The organism is Sinomicrobium kalidii (assembly GCF_021183825.1).
GTDB classification, from domain to species: Bacteria; Bacteroidota; Bacteroidia; order Flavobacteriales; family Flavobacteriaceae; genus Sinomicrobium; species Sinomicrobium kalidii.
The window spans coordinates 1,189,432-1,208,350 of the sequence record NZ_CP089211.1; the positions used below are offsets into that span (position 1 = coordinate 1,189,432).

An 18,919-nucleotide genomic window follows, 5' to 3' on the forward strand; every position below is an offset into this window, starting at 1 on the left:
GAATTCATAAGCAACTGCTTAAGCGGCTAACCGGGTTACGTTCGCGGCATACCCAATTAAGTTTACCCCATACCGGGTTACTTATGCAGCATACCCAATTGCTTGAGCGGTGAACCAGGTTAAGTTCGCGGCATAACGGGTTAAGTCCGCCGCATACACAATTAAGTTTACCGCATACCGGGTTGCTTATGCAGTGTAAGCAATTGCTTGAGCAGTGAACCGGGTTAAGTTCGCGGCCTAAGGGTTTAGGTTCGGCGTATACGCAATCCCTTAAACAGTACTGTTCCGGGCTTTCCGGGGAACAAAAAACAACCGTATTCACCACCGAAAACGCTTCAAGAGCACCCGGGCAAGGAATCGTAAGCGGTGTAGCGCTTGCCGTAGATCATTCCTTTTCAGCCTCCCCGCCAAAGCCCGAACCGGGGTGACAACCACTGTTCCCGGCTGTTGGCAGACCCGGAGTTACGGTGATGTATTCCGGATCAGGATCAAAGGTTGTGGATTTTTTCACTTGTTGTAAGTTTCCCGTTTTGGTTTTGCCACGGATACACGAATGTTTTTTGGGTTGAATGTTGCAAGTAAGGTTGTATGTTAATTATTGGGTTATTCAGTTATTTAGGCATCACGCACGAACTCAATAACCTGTCGTTAACCTGTTAACTCAACAACAAGACTATGATTTTTATACTACTCAAGGGTTGCAATAAATGACTCTCAATTGAGGCCAATAACAAACACTGTAACAAAAAGGAACTATTTTATAAATCGCAAGTCGTACCTCCTATGTCCTGTTGTCATATGTCTGAACCCCAACAGTGTCCACAACTTTTAGGATTGATCCGCAATGATATCATTATGCTTAAAGACCATGGTAACTTGCTTAAGGCTGTTATACACAGGCTACGTAAACCGTTAATATCATGACTTTCGTTCTCAGCAAGGGGTAAAAAAAGAAGGTGCCTAAACTTGTTAAACACCTTCATCTTAAAATATTTTCCGGGAATTGCGGTACGCTAATCCCTTATTTTAGCCAAACGCTTTTTATTATCGGAGGTCAACTGCAGATCGGCAAGGACATTAAGCGCTTCTTCCACATATACATCCTTGGACAGGTTCTCATGCCAGCGTTGCCTTTTGTCCCTGAGTACCGTATCTTTCTCCATCAGTTTGTTTTCATAAGGCAGGGAACGGAACGTAAGATCCGTTTTGTAATCGGACAGCGCATCAAAGTGCTTCGCCATTTCTTCGTCTTCATCAATGGATTTCCTGTAGGCTTCATAATTCAGGGAGTAGGTGTTCTCGTCCTGTTTCTTTTTCACCCACCGGGCATTTTCATCGATCAGGGCCAACCGTGAATTTTCTTTCGTTCTTTCCTTACTTTTTTTTACGGTGTAATCATAATTCACATAACCGTCCCAGGGCCGGTAACTGGCCGCATCGATCTTATCCCACGGCAATGGATTTTCCTGGTCTTTTTCTCCAATGTCTATATAGCTGTACCTGTCCGGAATCGCTATATCACTTTTTACACCCTCAAGCTGGGTAGAGCCCCCGTTGATCCGGTAGAATTTCTGTGTGGTCAATTTCAGGGCGCCTACATCGCCGTAATCGTTCTTTTGACTGAGGAACTGGTTCAGGTCAATAACATTCTGTACAGTTCCCTTTCCGTAGGTTTGTTTACTTCCTATCACTACGGCACGTTTGTAATCCTGCATGGCAGCGGCAAGTATTTCAGATGCGGAGGCCGACAATTCATTGACCAGTATGACCAGCGGCCCGTTCCATTGCACACGTTCGTCGGTATCGGAGAGCACTTCTTTCTTTTTCCCCGATGATTTCACCTGAACAATAGGCCCCTCTTCTATGAAGAAACCGGCCATGTCCACTACGGTTTTAAGCGAGCCTCCGCCGTTGCCCCTGAGGTCCAGTACCAATCCCTGCATTCCCTGTTCTTTGAGCCTTTCAATTTCCTGCTCCACATCAGATGCCGCGTTGCGGTCACTATAGTTGTCAAAATCAATATAGAACTTGGGCAGGTTAATAACCCCGAACACTTTACCGTCTTTCTCCACAACAGACGACTTGGCATAGGATTCTTCCAGTTCCACGACATCGCGGACAATAGACACCACCTCGGTGGTGCCGTCTACCTTCTTCAGGGTAAGTTTCACCTCCGAACCTTTGGGCCCTTTAATGAGCTTCACGGCATCTTCCAGGCGCATGCCTATGATATTCACGGGTTCCTCATCACCTTGCCCCACACGGAGTATCTCGTCACCGACTTCCACTTCATTTCCCCGCCATGCCGGTCCGCCCGAAATAATCTCTACAATTTTTATACGGTCGTTCTTTCTTTGCAATCGCGCACCAATCCCCTCAAATTTACCCGACATACTGGTATCGAAACGGTCTTTCTCTTCGGGTGCAAAATAATAGGTGTGCGGATCAAACTCCGACACTATCGCATTGAGGTACATCACAAACCAGTCTTTCCTTTCCAGGTCATCTACCAGGTCAAAAAACTCTTCCTGGGTTTTCAATGCAGATTTCCTGGCCTCTTCTTCCACTTCATCCACGGATTTCATGGCATAGGTTTCATCCTCCCCTTTCTTGTCCTCTTCTTCCTCTATCCTGGTCACATACCCGGAAAGAGCGGAAAATTTAAGGTACTTTTTCCACCTTTCTTTCAATTCTTTCTTTGAAGTAGCGAAAGGAAGGTTTTCATAGTCCATCACTATGGTTTCATCTTTCGTAAAGTCAAAAGGCTTTTCCAGTATTTCCTTGTATATTTCCCGGCCTTCTTCCATACGCTGAACGAGACGTCCGTGTACCAGGTCGAAAAAAGCAATATCGGAATCCTTGATCTGGTCGTCTATTTTATGCTTGTATACTTCAAACTCATCGATATCCGACTGCAAAAAATAGCGTTTGGACGGGTCCAGTCTTCGGATATACTCGTCAAACACTTTTTCGGAAAAACCGTCATCCATCTCGGCCGGGTTAAAATGTCCTTTCTCCAGCACATAAGAGATCAGTTGTATAAGCAGTTTGTCTTTATCCGGGTTATCGAATGTCTTATTCGTAAAACTACAGGACGCTGCCGATATGAGCAACGCCGCCAGTACATACACAAAATTCCTTTTCATCTGTTTAATTTTTTTACTTTGCACCTCGTATCCCCGAACCTCAAAACACGAACCCGGGAAAATACATCACTGCGGAACACGCTATACTACATCTTTTCGTAAAAGCCACTTCTCTTTTCAGAAAAATACCGAAAAATAATGCGTTGTTTATCTTCCGGTACACTTTAGAAACCTCTAAATTACTGAAAAAATTATGCCACTTTACTACAATGATACTAATTTTTTGTTAAACGCAAAACGATACGGCAACAGCAGAGCCAACGGATTCCGGATATAACGCTCAACCGGAATCCGGTTTTGGGCTTTACAAAAGCGAACGTGGGCATAAAAAATGCTTATTTTAGCAACACAAATCAAGTGTAGACCTTCATGAAAAAGAGACCCCTGATACTGGTGACCAATGACGACGGCATAGCCGCACCGGGCATAAGAGCCCTTATAGAAGTCATGAAAAAAATTGGCGATGTTATTGTCGTTGCCCCGGACAGCCCGCAATCGGGCAAAGGACACGCCGTTACGATAGATGCCACCTTGTTCTGCAACAGGATAAACATAGATGACCAGGTTACCGAGGAGTACAGTTGTTCCGGTACACCGGTGGACTGTGTAAAACTTGCGGTAAACGAAATACTGAAAAGGAAACCCGATATCTGCGTAAGCGGCATCAATCACGGTTCCAATTCTTCCGTGAATGTCATTTACTCCGGTACCATGAGCGCTGCGGTAGAAGCCGGAATAGAGGGAATTCCCGCCATAGGCTTTTCGCTCTGCGATTACTCGTGGGACGCCGATTTCGAAACCATCAAGGATTACATCAAAACCATAACGGTCAATGCCCTGAAAAATGGCATACCCAAAGGCGTAGTGCTCAATGTCAATTTCCCAAAACTGAAAAAAGAGGACATCAAAGGCATTAAAATATGCCGACAGGCCAATGCGAGGTGGGTGGAGGAATTCGACAGGCGAACCAATCCGCAGGGCAGGGAATATTACTGGCTTACGGGCAAGTTCGTCAATCAGGATAAGGGCGAAGACACAGACGAATGGGCACTGGCCAACGGCTATATTGCGGTAGTTCCCGTACAGTTTGACCTGACCGCACATCATGCCATACAACCTTTAAATACCTGGAACCTGAATGATTAGAAAAGAAATAGCCATAGGATTTGCCGTAGGGATCATAGCCAATGTTTTCGGTTCCCTGCTCTACATTTTACTCTTTTCCGACCTGGGGATCACAGCAACCCTTGAGGAAGCCCACAAGGCAGGACATTTTGGCAGCATTCTGGCTCTCGGGGCAATACTCAACCTGCTGGCTTTTTTCGGTTTCCTGAAGATCAAACGCGACCACAGGGCCAAAGGAGTTTTAATGGCCACAATATGCACCGCGATTATCGTTCTCATTTATAAAATACGCTGATGCTTTGGGCACACCGGATATTTATGGATAAAAAAACAACAGGCTTAACGCTTTTAAACCGATGAAATATTATATCATAGCAGGAGAAGCTTCCGGAGACCTCCATGCCGCCAATCTGATGAAAGCCCTGAAAGTTCAGGACGAGGATGCCGTTTTCCGCTTTTGGGGAGGAGACCTTATGCAGGCCGTTGGCGGAACCCTGGTCAGGCATTACAAGGATCTTGCCTTTATGGGGTTTGCAGAGGTCCTTATGAACATACGGACTATCTTTAAGAACATCGCTTTCTGCAAAAAAGATATAGCATCTTTTGCACCGGACGTCATTATTTTTGTGGACTATCCCGGATTCAACATGCGTATTGCCAAATGGGCCAGGACGGAAGGATACCGAACACACTATTACATTTCGCCACAGCTCTGGGCATGGAAAGAAAACCGGATAAAGGCCATTAAAAGGGATATTGACGAAATGTATGTTATCCTGCCTTTCGAAAAGGATTTTTATGGAAAAAAACACGGTTTCCCCGTTCATTTTGTCGGGCATCCCCTTATCGATGCCATTGCACAGTATCCCAAAGTAGATGAATTGCAATTCCGGAAGAACCATAACCTGCACCCTGAAAAACCGATCATTGCCCTTCTTCCCGGAAGCCGGAAACAGGAAATACGGAAAATGCTTTCGGTAATGCTGGAAATGGCGCCGCTTTTCAAGGCATACCAGTTTGTCATTGCCGGTGCTCCCGGACAGGATGCTGCTTTTTACCGCCCTTTTATTACCGATGCCAATATTGCATTAATAAGCAATAAAACATATAACCTTCTCAGTGTTTCCACGGCAGCCCTCGTTACCAGTGGTACGGCTACCCTTGAGACCGCCCTTTTCAAGGTCCCTGAAATTGTCTGTTACCGGGGCAACTGGTTTTCTTACCAGATCGCCAAAAGGATCATCACTTTGAAATACATATCCCTGGTTAACCTGGTCATGGACAAGGAAGTGGTGACCGAACTCATTCAGGGCGATCTCAACAAAAAACGTCTGCGGGAAGAACTTGTCAAGATCCTGGACGATAAAAAACGTAAGCAGGTATTCAGTGATTACCACGAACTCGAGAAAAAGCTGGGTGGAAGGGGAGCCAGCAGGCAGACCGCCCAACTCATCGTTTCTAAAATCAAAAGTACTTAGTTTAACATCTGCACAGTGCGGGAAAAACACATTTTTTAGTATTTTAGCGCAAACCTGTTTTGCTCATGCGGCGAACCTATTTTATTTTTTTTCTGCTATTATCCATTTGTGCCTGCAAATCGAAGAAAGCACCTTTGGAAAAACCAAGGGCAATTACAGTAAAGGGCACCCCGCCCGACAAAACCGTACACGTAGAAGCCTGGCCCGGTGAAAATACCGGAAAGGCAACTGACCACGGGCCGGAAAGCAAGACCAAGGCCAACGAGATCATCCAAACGGCGATTTCTTACAACGGTACAAGATACAGGTACGGGGGCACCACCAGGAAGGGCATGGACTGCTCCGGGCTGGTATATGCTTCCTTTAAAGCACACGATATAGCCCTGCAACGCGCCTCTTACATGATGGCCGGACAGGGCACCAAAATAAAGCTCAAAAACGTAAAAAAAGGAGATCTCCTCTTCTTTAAAACGAGCAGAAAGAACAGGATAAACCACGTGGGGCTCGTCGTGGAGATCAAGGATGAGGATATCCGTTTTATTCATTCCACTACCTCCAGGGGAGTTTTAATCTCTTCGCTCCGGGAAGGATATTGGAACCATGCCTTTACCGAAGCCCGGCGCATCCTGTAACTACATACCTTTCAACAGGTTCCGTATATTTTCTTATTTTTAGGCATGCCATTACAAAATTTAAACATTTTAAAATTGCTGGCCTTTCTCATTACCGGGATCATCATCGGGTTTCGTATTGATATTCCGCGGACTATTGTTTTCGGCAGTGTATTTGCCCTTCTCCTGCTTCTCGGATCTCTCTATTTTTACATTTCCCGCACCCGATCACGTATCAATTATTGCTTCGGGGCAACAGCCTTTGCACTCATAGTTTGTATTGGCATACTTACCGCAAGTACGGATCGGCCCGGATTTAAACCACGGCATTACAGCAACTACACCCGCGGAACCGATACTATTGTTTTTGTTCCCGTTAAACAGCTGAAATCCGGAATATACGATCACCGCTACATCGCCAGCGTAAAAGAAGTAAACGGACACCGGTCTTCCGGAAGGGTACTTCTGCATATCGAGAGGGACAGCAGCGCAAAACAACTGTCTATCGGCCACAAATACCTTACAGGGGCCACGCTCCGCGAAATCTCCCCGCCAAGGAACCCGCACCAGTTTGACTACAGGGAATACCTTCGGAAAAAGTATATCCATCACCGGTTGTCTCCGGAACCCGACGCCCTCTTCCCTCTTCCGGAAACAGGACAGAACGTCTATGCCTTTGCAGCCCGCATACGGCAAAAGGTGTATACCGCACTAAAAGAGTACCATTTCAACGGGGATACGCTGGCCGTGATCAACGCCTTATTGCTCGGGCAGCGGCAGGACATTTCGGAGGAAATGTACCGGGATTACGCTTCGGCGGGGGCCATACACATCCTTGCCATCTCCGGGCTTCATGTGGGCATTCTTCTTTTCTTCCTGCATTTCCTGCTAAAGCCGCTGGAACGTATCAGGTACGGGAAAGGCCTGAAGTTTATTGCGATCCTGCTGGCATTGTGGAGCTTTGCATTCATTGCAGGATTATCAGCCTCCGTAGTGAGGGCAGTAAGCATGTTTTCTTTTGTGGCGCTTGCTCTGCTGTTCAGGCGTACCGCAAATATTTACAATGTGTTACTGGTATCCATGTTTTTTCTCCTGTTGGTCCGCCCCTCCTTTTTGTTTGATGCAGGATTCCAGCTCAGTTATATTGCCGTATTTGCCATTGTAGGGCTCCAGCCCGTATTTTATGGCTGCTGGAAGCCCCGATGGAAAGCGGTTGATGGGTTATGGAAGCTGACAACAGTAACCGTAGCAGCACAATTAGGGGTTTTACCTTTGAGTCTGTATTATTTTCACCAGTTCCCCGGCCTGTTCTTCATATCCAGTCTGGTGATTGTCCCCATACTCGGAATACTCCTCGGGACAGGCATCCTGGTCATAGTACTTGCGCTGTTTCAGATCCTTCCCGCATTCCTTGCAGATGGATATGCCTTTGTGATCAGTGCCATGAATCGGCTCGTTTCGTGGATAGCACACCGGGAAAGCTTTGTTTTCAGGGATATTTCTTTCGACTGGAGACTGCTCATATCGTGCTACCTCTGCCTTGTTTTCCTGTTCCTTTTATTGCAGAAAAACACGTTCCGGAGGACAGCTGCGCTTTTAATCGCCATACTTTGCCTGCAGGCCTCTTTTATATACAACCGCTTTAAAACTTTGTCCACGGATCAATTTGTCATTTTTCACAAGTACAAAAACACCCTGGTTACCAGGCAACAGGGAGAAATGCTTACCATCTACGGAAAAGGATATAATAAGCCACCCGACCGGACATTACAAAATTACATGGTTGCGGAGCGCATAAAAACAGCAGAGGCCCGGCAGCCAAATAACCTTTATAACATCAACGGATGTGCATTACTGTACATTGACAGTCTTGGCATATATAAAACAAAGGGGTTAAAGGCCGATTACATCCTTTTGGGAGGTTCTCCGGAAATAAACCTGGAACGGGTCCTCAGGTTACACGAGCCGGAAATGATTGTTGCCGACGGCAGCAACGCCCCTTTCCTGATCAAAAAGTGGGAAGCCACCTGTAAAAAAGAAAAACTCCCTTTTCACAATACTTACGAAAAGGGAGCATATATTTTTGACGGGCAGTAAATCCTATCAGTCCACGGCTACCGCACCTTCGCCTTCTTCGGCACCGTGAGTAAGTCTTTTTAAGGGTTTCAGCATGAGGATCACGATAAGACCTATGAGTGTCCAGATAACAGCAATCCCCGTGAACACTTCAAAATCACCGAGGTCTTTTGCAAGTTTTCCTATTTCTCCGGCGGCTTTATTTCCGAGTCCCGTGGCCGCCCAGTACAGCCCCATGATCACTGAAGCGTATTTCAGGGGTGCCAGTTTCGTAATGAAAGACAAGGACACCGGTGAGGTACACAACTCTCCGATAGTATGAAACAGATAGGCCAGGATCAGCCAGTACATGGCAGAAGAGCCGGTATTTTCATATTGCACGGACGCCGCACTCATAAACCCGAAACCAAGGGCCATAATAATGATCCCTACAGCCATTTTAAACAAGGAAGAGGCTTCCTTGCCCATTCGCCTCCACTTCAACCACAACGCTCCCACGAGGGTGGCCAGTGTAATGATAAAGAATGAATTCACCGATTGGAACACGGAAGCGGGGATTTCCCCCAGTCCGAAAAACGATCTGTCCGTTTTTTGCTTGGCGTACAGATTCATCAACCCTCCGGCCTGTTCAAATGCCGCCCAGAAAAGTACGATCAGCAAAAAGGAAAGCAGCAGTACTTTCACCCTGTCTTTTTCTATTCTCGTAAGTGGTCTTTCCAGTATTGCACGGTCTTTCTCATTCTTTGCGGAGATCAGGTTCCCTACATGTTTCAGGTATTTTTGTCCCCACATATAAACGATCTGTCCAAGGAACATTCCTATAGCTGCCAGCCCGAAACCGTAGTGCCAGTTTATTTTTTCGCCAATATACCCGCAAACGATCGGGGCAACAAAGCCCCCTATATTAATCCCCATATAGAAGATATAGAAACCGAGATCCCTTCTTTCGTCCTTTTGTTTATAGAGTCCTCCTACCATGGAAGAAATATTGGGTTTGAGCCCCCCTACTCCGAGGATAATAAACAAACACCCTATATAAAAGGATATTTCGGAATTAAGGGCAAGGATACTGTGCCCTATACACAACAATATCCCTCCCAGCATCACTGTCTTTTTCTGTCCCAGCAACCGGTCTGCCACCCACCCTCCGGGGATCGAGGCTACATATACCAGCATGGTGTACCACCCGTACAGGGAAAGCGCCTCCTGGTTGGTCCAGCCGAAACCGGGATTCCGGGAAGTGGTTTCCGAAACCAGGAACAGGGTAAACAACGCCCGCATACCGTAGTAGCTGAAGCGTTCCCACATTTCCGTAAAAAATAAGATATACAATCCTGCCGGATGTCCGAACAATTCCCTCTGGTGTGCTGGTCTCGAAATATTTGCCATGTAGTTATATTTATGTTCCTATAGATTTTCCTTAATGAAGTTTGTCATTTTGGTGTAAAGGTGGAGCCTGGTATTTCCACCATAAATACCGTGATTTTTATCGGGATAGATGGCCCAGTCGAATTGTTTGTTGGCCTGTACAAGGGCTTCCACCATACGCATGGTATTCTGTACGTGCACGTTATCATCTGCCGTACCGTGTATCAGAAGATAGGCTCCTTTCAGTTTCCCAACGTGGTTGATCGGAGAGTTATCATCATAGCCCGAGGCGTTTTCCTGAGGGGTCTGCATGTACCTTTCGGTATAAATGGTATCATAAAACCGCCAGTTGGTCACCGGGGCTACTGCAATAGCCATCTTAAACACATCATTTCCCTTCAGAATACAGTTGGATGACATGAAACCGCCATAGCTCCATCCCCAGATACCTATCCTTCCGGCATCTATATACGGTCTTTCACCAAACTCTTTTGCGGCTTCTATCTGGTCTTCCACCTCGTATTTCCCAAGTTCCTTATAAGTCATCTTCTTGAAGGCAGTTCCTTTAAATCCGGTCCCTCTGCCATCTACACAAGCTACAATATACCCTTGTTGCGCAAGCATCTGATACCAGTAATCGTTAGCGCCTCCCCACCTGTTGGCCACCTGTTGCGACCCCGGGCCACTGTACTGGAACATTAACAGCGGATATTTTTTATCCGGATCAAAACCGGCAGGCTTTATCATCCACATGTTCAGGTCATAACCGTTGATATGTAGTGTTGAAAATTCCTTTTCAGCCAATTCGTAAGCCTCCAGTTTTTGCAGCAAGGTATTGTTGTTCACGATTTCCTTCAGTTCTTTACCGTTTTTGGCATCGTTCAGTGTATATCGCGGCGGTGTGCCCACACTGGAAAATGAATTTATAAAGTAACTGAAATCCGCACTGAACGTAGCGCTGTTAGTCCCCTCTTCGGAAGACAGGCGCTGTTTCCTCTTTCCGTTCAGTTTAATGGCATAGACGTCCCTGTTGATGGAACCGTTTTCTACCGACTGGTAAAAGATCCTGTTGGTTTTCTCATCATAGCCATAATAGCGGGTCACTTCCCACGGTCCTTCGGTCACCTGGCGGATAAGCTTTCCGTTCTTTCCGTAGTGATAAATGTGATTATAACCGTCTTTCTCACTGGTCCAGATAAAACTGTTGTCTTCCAGAAAGGTCAGGTTGTCCGTAACATCGATATATGCCTCATCCGTTTCGTGAAGCACCACTTCAGAAGTGTTCTCTTCCACATTGTAAAAAACCAGGTCCAGGTTATTCTGATGACGGTTCATTACCTGGGCACTCAATATATTTTCATTATTCGTCCATTTGATCCGCGGGATGTAGTAAGCATTGTCCAGTTCAACTTCTTCGGTGGCTCCGCTTTCCAGGTCGTACACAAAAAGGGAGACTTCCGCATTCTTCTCCCCGGCCTTGGGATATTTGAACTCCTGTCTCGAAGGGTACAACTGTTGTCCGTAAACATCCATGGAAAACTCGGGCACTTCACTTTCGTCGAATTTGATATAGGCAATATGGGTCCCGGTGGCGTTCCACTGAAATGCCCTTACAAAAGCAAACTCTTCTTCATAAACCCAGTCCGTAACCCCGTTTATGATCTTGTTCTTTTCACCGTCCGTGGTGATCTGATCGGTCTTTCCGGATTCGAGATCCCGGATATAAATATTGTTATTAAAAACAAAAGCCACTTTATTACCGTCGGGTGAAAAAGTGGGCTCCTGTATTTTGTGATCTGCTATTTTCCGGGTTTCCTTGTTTTCCGTATCATACATATAATACACCCCCAGTTTCGAGTGGCGATATACCGACTCCATCTCCGTAGCCAGCAACACCTTCGATTCATCTTCACTAAAGGTATAAGAGGTAAAATGAGGGATCCCGTCCAGGTCTTCCGTGGATACTATGGTCCCGATCTTTTCAAGACTGCTGTAATCGTACTTGTCTACAGACGTGACTTCGGACGCTTCGTCCTTATTGAGTATGGAATACTGTTTGCCGTTTTTCATGGAATGGAGTACATCCATGCCTTCCGTTCGGAAGGTGCCGTCCCAGATTTTTTCTAAAGTGATTTGTTGATCCTGTGCGGTAAGTGGAGCACTCAGGCCCGTACACAGAAGAGATAAGATGAAATATTTTTTCATTTAGGTTCAGGTTATTATCAATAAATAAAAAAATCTGCCAAGTATACTATTTTTTTTGCGAAAATATAAACTTTTTCAGTTAAACTGTGACATTTCGGGTTTTTTCCCGCCACGCGGGTAAATATTAACATACAGCATACCCGAAATTCTTTAGTATCTTTGCCCGGATGAACATTCCGTCCCCTTTGAGGGGCTCGACTGCGCTCGACCTGACAGTGGTAAGGATGATTGAAGAAAATTTATTCTTAACCCGATTATAACCCCATATCCAAAAGGCGGAACACTGTAATTTATTTACTAAAGATGAAGCAACCTGTTGAAGGATTTTCCAAACTCTCCAAAAGCCAGAAAATAGATTGGCTGGCCAAAACCTATTTTGCCGACCCGGAAAAGGCCATAACCATTTTCAAAAAATACTGGAATGACGACACAAAGCTCCAGAAACTACACGATGAGTTTATAGAGAACACCATCTCGAATTATTACCTTCCCCTCGGGATAGCTCCGAATTTCCTTATTAATAACAAACTCTACACCCTTCCCATGGCCATAGAGGAAAGTTCCGTAGTGGCCGCCGCGGGAAAAGCGGCCAAATTCTGGTCCAGAAGGGGCGGATTCCGTGCGGAGGTCATTGCCACGGAAAAGATCGGTCAGGTACATTTTACATACAAAGGAGATCCCGAAAAACTCCGGACCTATTTTAAACATATAAAACCAACACTGCTCAGCGACATTGCCGCCATTTCCGCGAATATGGAAAAGAGGGGCGGCGGGGTTACCGGAATAGAACTCCGCGACAGGACCGATGCGCTGAAGGATTACTATCAGCTTCACTGCACCTTTGAGACCCTTGATGCCATGGGAGCGAATTTCATCAATTCGTGCCTGGAACAATTTGCCAGGACTTTTAAGAAAGGGGCACAGGAGTATTCCGGTTTCAGTGAAGATGAAAAGCAGGTACAGATAGTGATGAGCATTCTGTCTAATTACGTCCCCGACTGCCGGGTAAGGGCCGAGGTTTCCTGCAAGGTGGATGAACTGAACGAAGACCACATGCCACCACGGGAGTTTGCTGAAAAGTTTGTCCGTGCCGTAGAGATTGCAAGGATAGACCCTCACAGGGCAGTAACCCACAACAAGGGAGTGATGAACGGCATTGACGCCGTTATCCTGGCCACGGGCAATGATTTCCGTGCCGTGGAGGCCGGAATACATGCATACGCAGCCAGGGACGGCAAGTACACCAGTCTTACCCGGGCTTCTGTAGAAGGTGATACCTTCCGGTTTGAAATAGAAGTTCCCCTGGCACTGGGCACAGTAGGCGGACTCACGAGCCTGCACCCGCTGGTAAAACTGTCGCTGGAAATGCTGGGCAACCCTTCAGCTCCCGAACTGATGCAAATTACCGCCGTAGCCGGACTGGCCCAGAATTTTGCGGCCATACGATCACTTGTTACTACCGGAATACAAAAGGGGCACATGAAAATGCACCTGCTCAATATCCTCAACCAACTCCAGGCCACCGAGGAAGAAAAGGAATATTTTGTCCGGTATTTCAAGGACAAGACGGCAACACACCAATCGGTGACGGAAGCGTTTTACAAATTGCGGGAAAAGGCATAACGGCAAAACAGGCAAAATCATTTCGGTGAAAAAACACTTTTACAGCAACGGCAAGCTTTTACTGACCGGGGAATACGCAGTCCTGGACGGCGCCCTGTGCATGGCCGTCCCCACCTCTTACGGGCAATCCCTCACCGTAGAAAAGGGCGAAGAAGGTAAGATTTCCTGGATCAGCACCGACGAAAAAGGCCATCAGTGGTTTACCCATACCTTTGATATTACATCTATAAAACAACAAGGAAATACCCACACGGAAAATGCGGTTGCACAAAGGCTTATCGCTCTTTTTCAGACGGCCCGACAATTAAACCCCGGCTTTTTAGCGGCCGGAGACGGTTTTAAGGTCACGGCCAAACTCGGTTTTCCCCGGGACTGGGGGCTGGGTTCCTCTTCTACCCTGGTCAATAACATGGCACAATGGGCACATGTCGATCCGTATGAACTGTTGTGGCATACCTTTTCCGGAAGCGGGTATGATATTGCCTGCGCCGGACATAATACCCCCCTGTTTTACAGGGTCAGGGACCGGAACCCGGAAGTTATGCCCGTAAAATTCGACCCTCCTTTTAAGGAACAGCTCTTCTTTGTACACCTCAACCAAAAACAAAACAGCAGGGAAGGGATAAAAAGATATAAAAGCATTGTTTCGGATAAAAAGGACGCCCTTAAAGCCATTTCGGATATTACGAAGCACATTGCAGCTTGCCGTGCCCTCGAAGAATTCGAGACCCTTCTGGAGCAACACGAACAGCTCATATCTTCCCTCATTCAGCTCCCCCCGGCCGGGGAACGCCTGTTTCCCGATTATCCCGGAAAAATAAAGAGCCTGGGAGCCTGGGGCGGGGATTTTGTCCTGGCTACCTCGCGTACACATCCCGAAAAATACTTTAAACAAAAAGGGTATAACACCATACTCCCTTATGCGGACATGGTTTTAAAAGGAGAATAATTTATTTCCAGGAAAACACCTTACTCCAGGGCATTCCTGGTTACATAAGCCCGCCATCCTATAATGGCCAGTTGCCATTTTTTGGCTTTGGCAAGGTCGAGTTGCCTCTTGCTGAAAGACGGCAGCAACAGCTTGTTCAGTTTGGCGAGGAGTTTAAAAAAACGCTTTTTCATACCTACAAGATATTAAAAAAACCGCATAATGCGGTTTTTCAATAATTTTGTAACTTTTTTCACAATGATCAATCATTACTCATTTTGTGGTAATCTCTACAACTCCATTCTTTCCTTTCTCCTTTCCATATTTTTCTATAGCTTTTTCTCTTTTTAAAATATGAATGGCCATAATTTTAGCTTCGTCAAAAGTATTCAAATCAAAATTCCTTTGTTGCTCCTTACCGTCGATAACAAAAAGAGGCTTCGATTCCTGATTACTCATAGCGCCGTTACTCCTTATTTTTCCATCTTTCAGAAAATATTGATTTCCTGTGTGAATCCCTTCGATCACCGTCCCATTCGTCTCAAGTCCGCGGATAGTATTTTTCTGTTGCGGATGTTTTTTTCGATACGCCTTTGTAAAGATTTCGATAACACCATTTCTTCCCCTTTCCCCATATTTTTCAACTGCATTTGTTTTTAAAACACTCATGTCAGCTATACTTGTCTCATCGAGATTATTCAGATGGCTTCTTTCACTAACTTTTCCATCTATTATTAATAAGGCGTCTTCCATTTCAACCTTATCATCCACAACTTTCTCCTGCGCCATTGTTTCTGTGTTTACGGCAAACAAGAATACGGTCAATACCGGAATCACTATCCCGTATTTCCACAACTGTTTTCGGTTTGAATTGTTTTTGTTTAACATAATTACTCGTTTTTTGATTAATGAATTGAAGAAGGTATTGGTTACCGGTATGTGTTCAATATGGGAACCCGTTTGCTGTAGCAACAGATATTGATAGTCCTTTTTATTAAAACCATCCTGCACAGTATCTCCGTCTGCTAAATATTCAAGGTTTTCAGTTACCGCTTTTTTATACAGCCATACCAATGGATTACACCATTGAAATATTACAAGCAGGTGTACACACATTACATCGATAGAATGTTTTTGTTTTACATGCACACTTTCATGACGGATAATAATATTCAATTCGCTTTGGTTTGAATACATCTCCGGGTTGTACACTATGCTATTAAAAAACGAAAACGGTGTAATGTTACGGGAGGTTTTGTACACCGTAATACCGTTTTGTCGAGATCTTTTGCAGCCCCGGAAAAAACGATACAGTGAAATAAGCTGTATTGTAAGCTTTCCGAAGAAAAAAACCGCTCCCGAAATATACACCCAGAATATGCTACGCCATACATCCGGCCCGGTAACGACTTCCCGGGCAACAGGATTTTCCCCGGTTGATGCGAAGGCATATGTTACCGGAACAGCATCCACTATTCTCGTAATGGTCAGCAAGGGCAATACTAAGGACAACAGGATTCCGGTAAATAGAAAAAAGCGGTTCAGCCGGAAAAAAGTTTCCTTACTCAAAAATACCCGGTAGGACAGGTAGAACAAGGCAAGGAACCCCGAACTTTTGGCGATGTAAATGAGAAAATCCGTCATTATTTCTTATTTTCTATTTCCCTGATAATTTCCCGGAGTTCAGATGCGCTTATTTTTTCCTCTTCTGCAAAGAAAGAAATGAGCCCCTTGTATGAATGGTTAAAATAATCGGCAATGGCATTGTGTATAAACTTTTTACGGTAATCCTCCTTTCGGACTACAGGATAATACTGATGGGTATTCCCATAGGCCACATGGCCCACATATTCCTTTTCTTCCAGATTCCTGATTATCGTGGAAAGTGTATTATAGTGCGGTTTATCTGCTCCGAATTCGGCCAGGATATCCTTTACAAAGGCTCTTTCCAGCTTCCAGAGCATTTTCATCACTTCTTCTTCTTTATTAGTGAGTTTTTGCATGGCTTCAAATTTAAGTCGGTTCCTATTAATTTATCCGGATCTGATACAAACATATAACTATATTCATAGTTATACAACTATAAATATAGTTAATCAGCTAAAATAACAGTTTGTTGTATCAAAAAATTTACTGCAAAAACAGCTTGTAACTACTCGGATAAACAAAAAAGCCTTTCCCGTATCGGGAAAGGCCTGATAATTATAATGATTTATTTTTTCCTCTTAATAGAACATCGCCCTGTTATCTTCTATCTCGGCGGCTTCTTTAAGGGCATTCACTACCCCGGTATTTACCGTACTTCTGTTGGTTGAGGTAAGGGTATTGGCATAAGTACTGTAGTTATCGAGAGGCGAAGCATCGGACTTTTTGGTAACGGTTACCATATAAGCTCCGTCACGTCCTTCAATAACTCCTGAAGTTTCTCCCTGTGCCAGAGCAAATGCCGTACCGACCACTTTCGGTTCCCTTCCGGCTCCGCTGATCGTCGGGCTTTTCATGTTTACTCCCGCAGCCATGGCTACGGTCACATTATTGGACTTTGCAAACGCTTCGAGGGAAGCAGTATCGCTGTTTTCCCTGATCCACGCCGCTTTTTTCTGTTTTCTGAGGATGGGCGTTACCACGGCAGACACATCTTTGGCTCTGGCTACTCCTTCTTTTCTTTTGTTGGTGAGCTGTGCAATAATATAACCGGAGGGCACATCAAATCTTTTGATAGCTCCTTTATCGGTATCTTTATTAAAACTCCATTGCACCACTGCCCTCTGGTTTCCGATACCCGGCAACATTTCGTCCATGGCTTTCAGATTATTCACCGGACGTACCTGGTAGTTCATCTCCTTGGCTACATCCGTAAAATTCCCGTTCGTAGCCTCCATCTCAAATTTCGTGGCCTCCGTAAAAAGGTCGTTCATTGTTTTTTCCGAAGGTTCTATTTCACGTGCTATGGTAGCAATACGCACAACATCTTTTCTATCGTCTATTTTTATCACGTGAAAGCCAAAGTCGGTTTCAACCATTCCTATTTTACCAACAGGGTTGGCAAAGACAAAATCGTTGAATTCCGGCACCATTCTACCTTCGGTAAAATATCCCAGGTCACCTCCTCTGGAAGCGGTAGGGCCATCTGAGTTTTCCCTGGCCATCGCAGCAAAATCGGCGCCGCTTTTCCGGGCTTCCGCCAGCAGTTCCTTTGCTTTGGCCGCTGCTTCTTCCTTGCTCCTGGTAACGCCCTGATTGGCCTGCGCGGCTCCTTCATAGCCGATCAGGATATGACTTGCTTTTACACTTCCGCCGGCTTTTTTGTCCAGCATTCTGGACAATTTATAATAACCTTCATCTTTATAAGGGCCGTAAACTTCACCTATATTGAGATTAAAAAGCGTATCGGCCACTGAAGAGGGCAGGTCGCTCTTGGCCACATAAGTAGAATCGTACTGTATATCGGAATTAGTATTTACAAAATCCTCCACGTCTTTCGCAGTCCTGAAACCAGGTAAGGTATCGTTTTTCTCCGTAGCACTGTTGTACTCCACCCTCGTCTCCAGCAGGCCTGCAATACTCTCCCTTATTGCGGTTTCATCGGCTTCCGAAGGTTTTTCCTCGAAGTATACATACTGAATGTCTCTTGACGCCTCATCCCTGTACTCTTCCTTATGTTCATCAATGTATTGTTGTATTTCACCGCTGGAAACGGTTACGAGACTGTCTGCTACGGTATTGTAAGGCACTTTTACATAGTTGATATCCACCTTGTCGTTCTCCAGTCTGTAGGCAAACTCCCCTTCTTTCAGGGTAGCCCCCACCCCGGCCTTGACCAGGTTAAAATAAGTCTGCTCCATGGAAGATTTTATAAGCGCATCTTCCTGCAGTTTCCATTGCTCATATGCTGCGGGATTGTTTAACCTGAGGTCTGCTATGAATTCTATGAACTTTTGGTCGTCAAAAACCCCTGCCTCGTTCTGAAAGGTAGTATCACGGGCAAAAGCGGGATTGGCCTTTACAACATTAATGATCTGGTCTTTTTCTATATTTATCCCCAGTTCCTTACATTGCTGATCGAGTAGTTCGCTCCGGAGTTGCCGCTCCCAGACCTGGTTTACCACCTGTACGGTGGATGCCCTTTCGCCATACTGACGGGAAAAGTATTCCACCTCATCTGCAAACTCGGTCCTGGACAATGCCTCCCCGTTCACTTCACCTATGGAGGAGGTATTGCTGCCTATTCCCCCGCCGTTCCGGAATAAATCGGAAATAACAAAAGAAAATAATGCCAAACCGATAACCAGAATAAGTATCAGGGAACGTTTTCTTATTTTTTCAAGAACTGCCATTTGTCGTTAAAGTTATAAAATT

Annotated in this window: 15 protein-coding genes and 1 pseudogene; 8 read left to right on the forward strand and 8 right to left on the reverse strand. The window is 45.4% G+C overall.

Annotation, left to right across the window (positions count from 1 at the left end):
• Positions 1-385 precede the first annotated feature (385 nt).
• On the reverse strand, positions 386-511 hold the full coding sequence (locus tag LS482_RS21670; RefSeq protein ID WP_302849395.1) for a hypothetical protein: 126 nt from the start codon (positions 509-511) through the stop codon (positions 386-388).
• A 502-nt stretch (positions 512-1,013) separates the two neighbouring features.
• Positions 1,014-3,146 carry a carboxy terminal-processing peptidase gene (locus LS482_RS04780; RefSeq protein WP_233030611.1) on the reverse strand — a complete coding sequence of 711 codons (2,133 nt, stop codon included), beginning with the start codon at positions 3,144-3,146 and terminating at the stop codon, positions 1,014-1,016.
• Between the two features lie 369 nt (positions 3,147-3,515).
• Here LS482_RS04780 and surE point away from each other — a divergent pair, with 369 nt between their 5' ends.
• The 5 genes and pseudogenes from surE (at position 3,516) to LS482_RS04805 (ending at position 8,457) form a co-directional block, all read left to right on the forward strand.
• Entirely contained in the window at positions 3,516-4,292 is a 777-nt protein-coding gene (gene surE, locus LS482_RS04785) for a 5'/3'-nucleotidase SurE (protein ID WP_233030612.1), read from the forward strand.
• Positions 4,285-4,566 carry a hypothetical protein gene (locus tag LS482_RS04790; protein WP_233030613.1) on the forward strand — a complete coding sequence of 94 codons (282 nt, stop codon included), beginning with the start codon at positions 4,285-4,287 and terminating at the stop codon, positions 4,564-4,566. The genes surE and LS482_RS04790 overlap by 8 nt, the downstream gene beginning before the upstream one ends.
• 58 nt (positions 4,567-4,624) lie before the next feature.
• Positions 4,625-5,749: pseudogene (gene lpxB, locus LS482_RS04795) on the forward strand (lipid-A-disaccharide synthase); the annotation flags it as partial.
• Positions 5,750-5,883: 134 nt separating this feature from the next.
• Positions 5,884-6,381, forward strand: a complete 498-nt coding sequence (locus LS482_RS04800) for a C40 family peptidase (protein ID WP_233030615.1) — start codon at positions 5,884-5,886, stop codon at positions 6,379-6,381.
• A 45-nt stretch (positions 6,382-6,426) separates the two neighbouring features.
• The gene (locus tag LS482_RS04805) at positions 6,427-8,457 is read left to right on the forward strand and encodes a ComEC/Rec2 family competence protein (protein WP_233030616.1); all 2,031 of its coding nucleotides are present in this window, start codon (positions 6,427-6,429) and stop codon (positions 8,455-8,457) included.
• 6 nt (positions 8,458-8,463) lie between these two features.
• Here LS482_RS04805 and LS482_RS04810 read toward each other — a convergent pair whose 3' ends face one another.
• Both LS482_RS04810 and LS482_RS04815 read right to left on the reverse strand, forming a co-directional pair.
• The gene (locus tag LS482_RS04810) at positions 8,464-9,825 is read right to left on the reverse strand and encodes a peptide MFS transporter (RefSeq protein ID WP_233030617.1); all 1,362 of its coding nucleotides are present in this window, start codon (positions 9,823-9,825) and stop codon (positions 8,464-8,466) included.
• An 18-nt stretch (positions 9,826-9,843) separates the two neighbouring features.
• On the reverse strand, positions 9,844-12,009 hold the full coding sequence (locus LS482_RS04815; RefSeq protein WP_233030618.1) for a S9 family peptidase: 2,166 nt from the start codon (positions 12,007-12,009) through the stop codon (positions 9,844-9,846).
• A gap of 303 nt (positions 12,010-12,312) precedes the next feature.
• On the opposite strand from LS482_RS04815, the gene LS482_RS04820 reads away from it, so the two are divergent.
• A complete protein-coding gene (locus LS482_RS04820) occupies positions 12,313-13,632 on the forward strand; it encodes a hydroxymethylglutaryl-CoA reductase, degradative (protein ID WP_233030619.1) in 1,320 nt (439 codons plus the stop codon).
• Between the two features lie 25 nt (positions 13,633-13,657).
• Positions 13,658-14,581 (forward strand): GYDIA family GHMP kinase, encoded by a 924-nt coding sequence (locus tag LS482_RS04825; protein ID WP_233030620.1) that lies wholly within the window; start codon positions 13,658-13,660, stop codon positions 14,579-14,581.
• Between the two features lie 20 nt (positions 14,582-14,601).
• Here LS482_RS04825 and LS482_RS04830 read toward each other — a convergent pair whose 3' ends face one another.
• Positions 14,602-14,754, reverse strand: a complete 153-nt coding sequence (locus LS482_RS04830; protein ID WP_233030621.1) for an SsrA-binding protein — start codon at positions 14,752-14,754, stop codon at positions 14,602-14,604.
• 79 nt (positions 14,755-14,833) lie between these two features.
• Positions 14,834-16,033, reverse strand: coding sequence for a M56 family metallopeptidase (locus LS482_RS04835; protein ID WP_233031796.1), 1,200 nt, complete (start codon positions 16,031-16,033; stop codon positions 14,834-14,836).
• Here LS482_RS04835 and LS482_RS04840 point away from each other — a divergent pair.
• The gene (locus tag LS482_RS04840; protein ID WP_233031873.1) at positions 15,939-16,142 is read left to right on the forward strand and encodes a hypothetical protein; all 204 of its coding nucleotides are present in this window, start codon (positions 15,939-15,941) and stop codon (positions 16,140-16,142) included. The genes LS482_RS04835 and LS482_RS04840 overlap by 95 nt on opposite strands.
• Positions 16,143-16,203: 61 nt before the next feature.
• Here LS482_RS04840 and LS482_RS04845 read toward each other — a convergent pair whose 3' ends face one another.
• Together LS482_RS04845 and LS482_RS04850 are read right to left on the reverse strand one after the other, a co-directional pair.
• Positions 16,204-16,563 (reverse strand): BlaI/MecI/CopY family transcriptional regulator, encoded by a 360-nt coding sequence (locus tag LS482_RS04845; protein WP_233030622.1) that lies wholly within the window; start codon positions 16,561-16,563, stop codon positions 16,204-16,206.
• 222 nt (positions 16,564-16,785) lie between these two features.
• Entirely contained in the window at positions 16,786-18,897 is a 2,112-nt protein-coding gene (locus LS482_RS04850) for a peptidylprolyl isomerase (RefSeq protein WP_233030623.1), read from the reverse strand.
• Positions 18,898-18,919 lie beyond the last annotated feature (22 nt).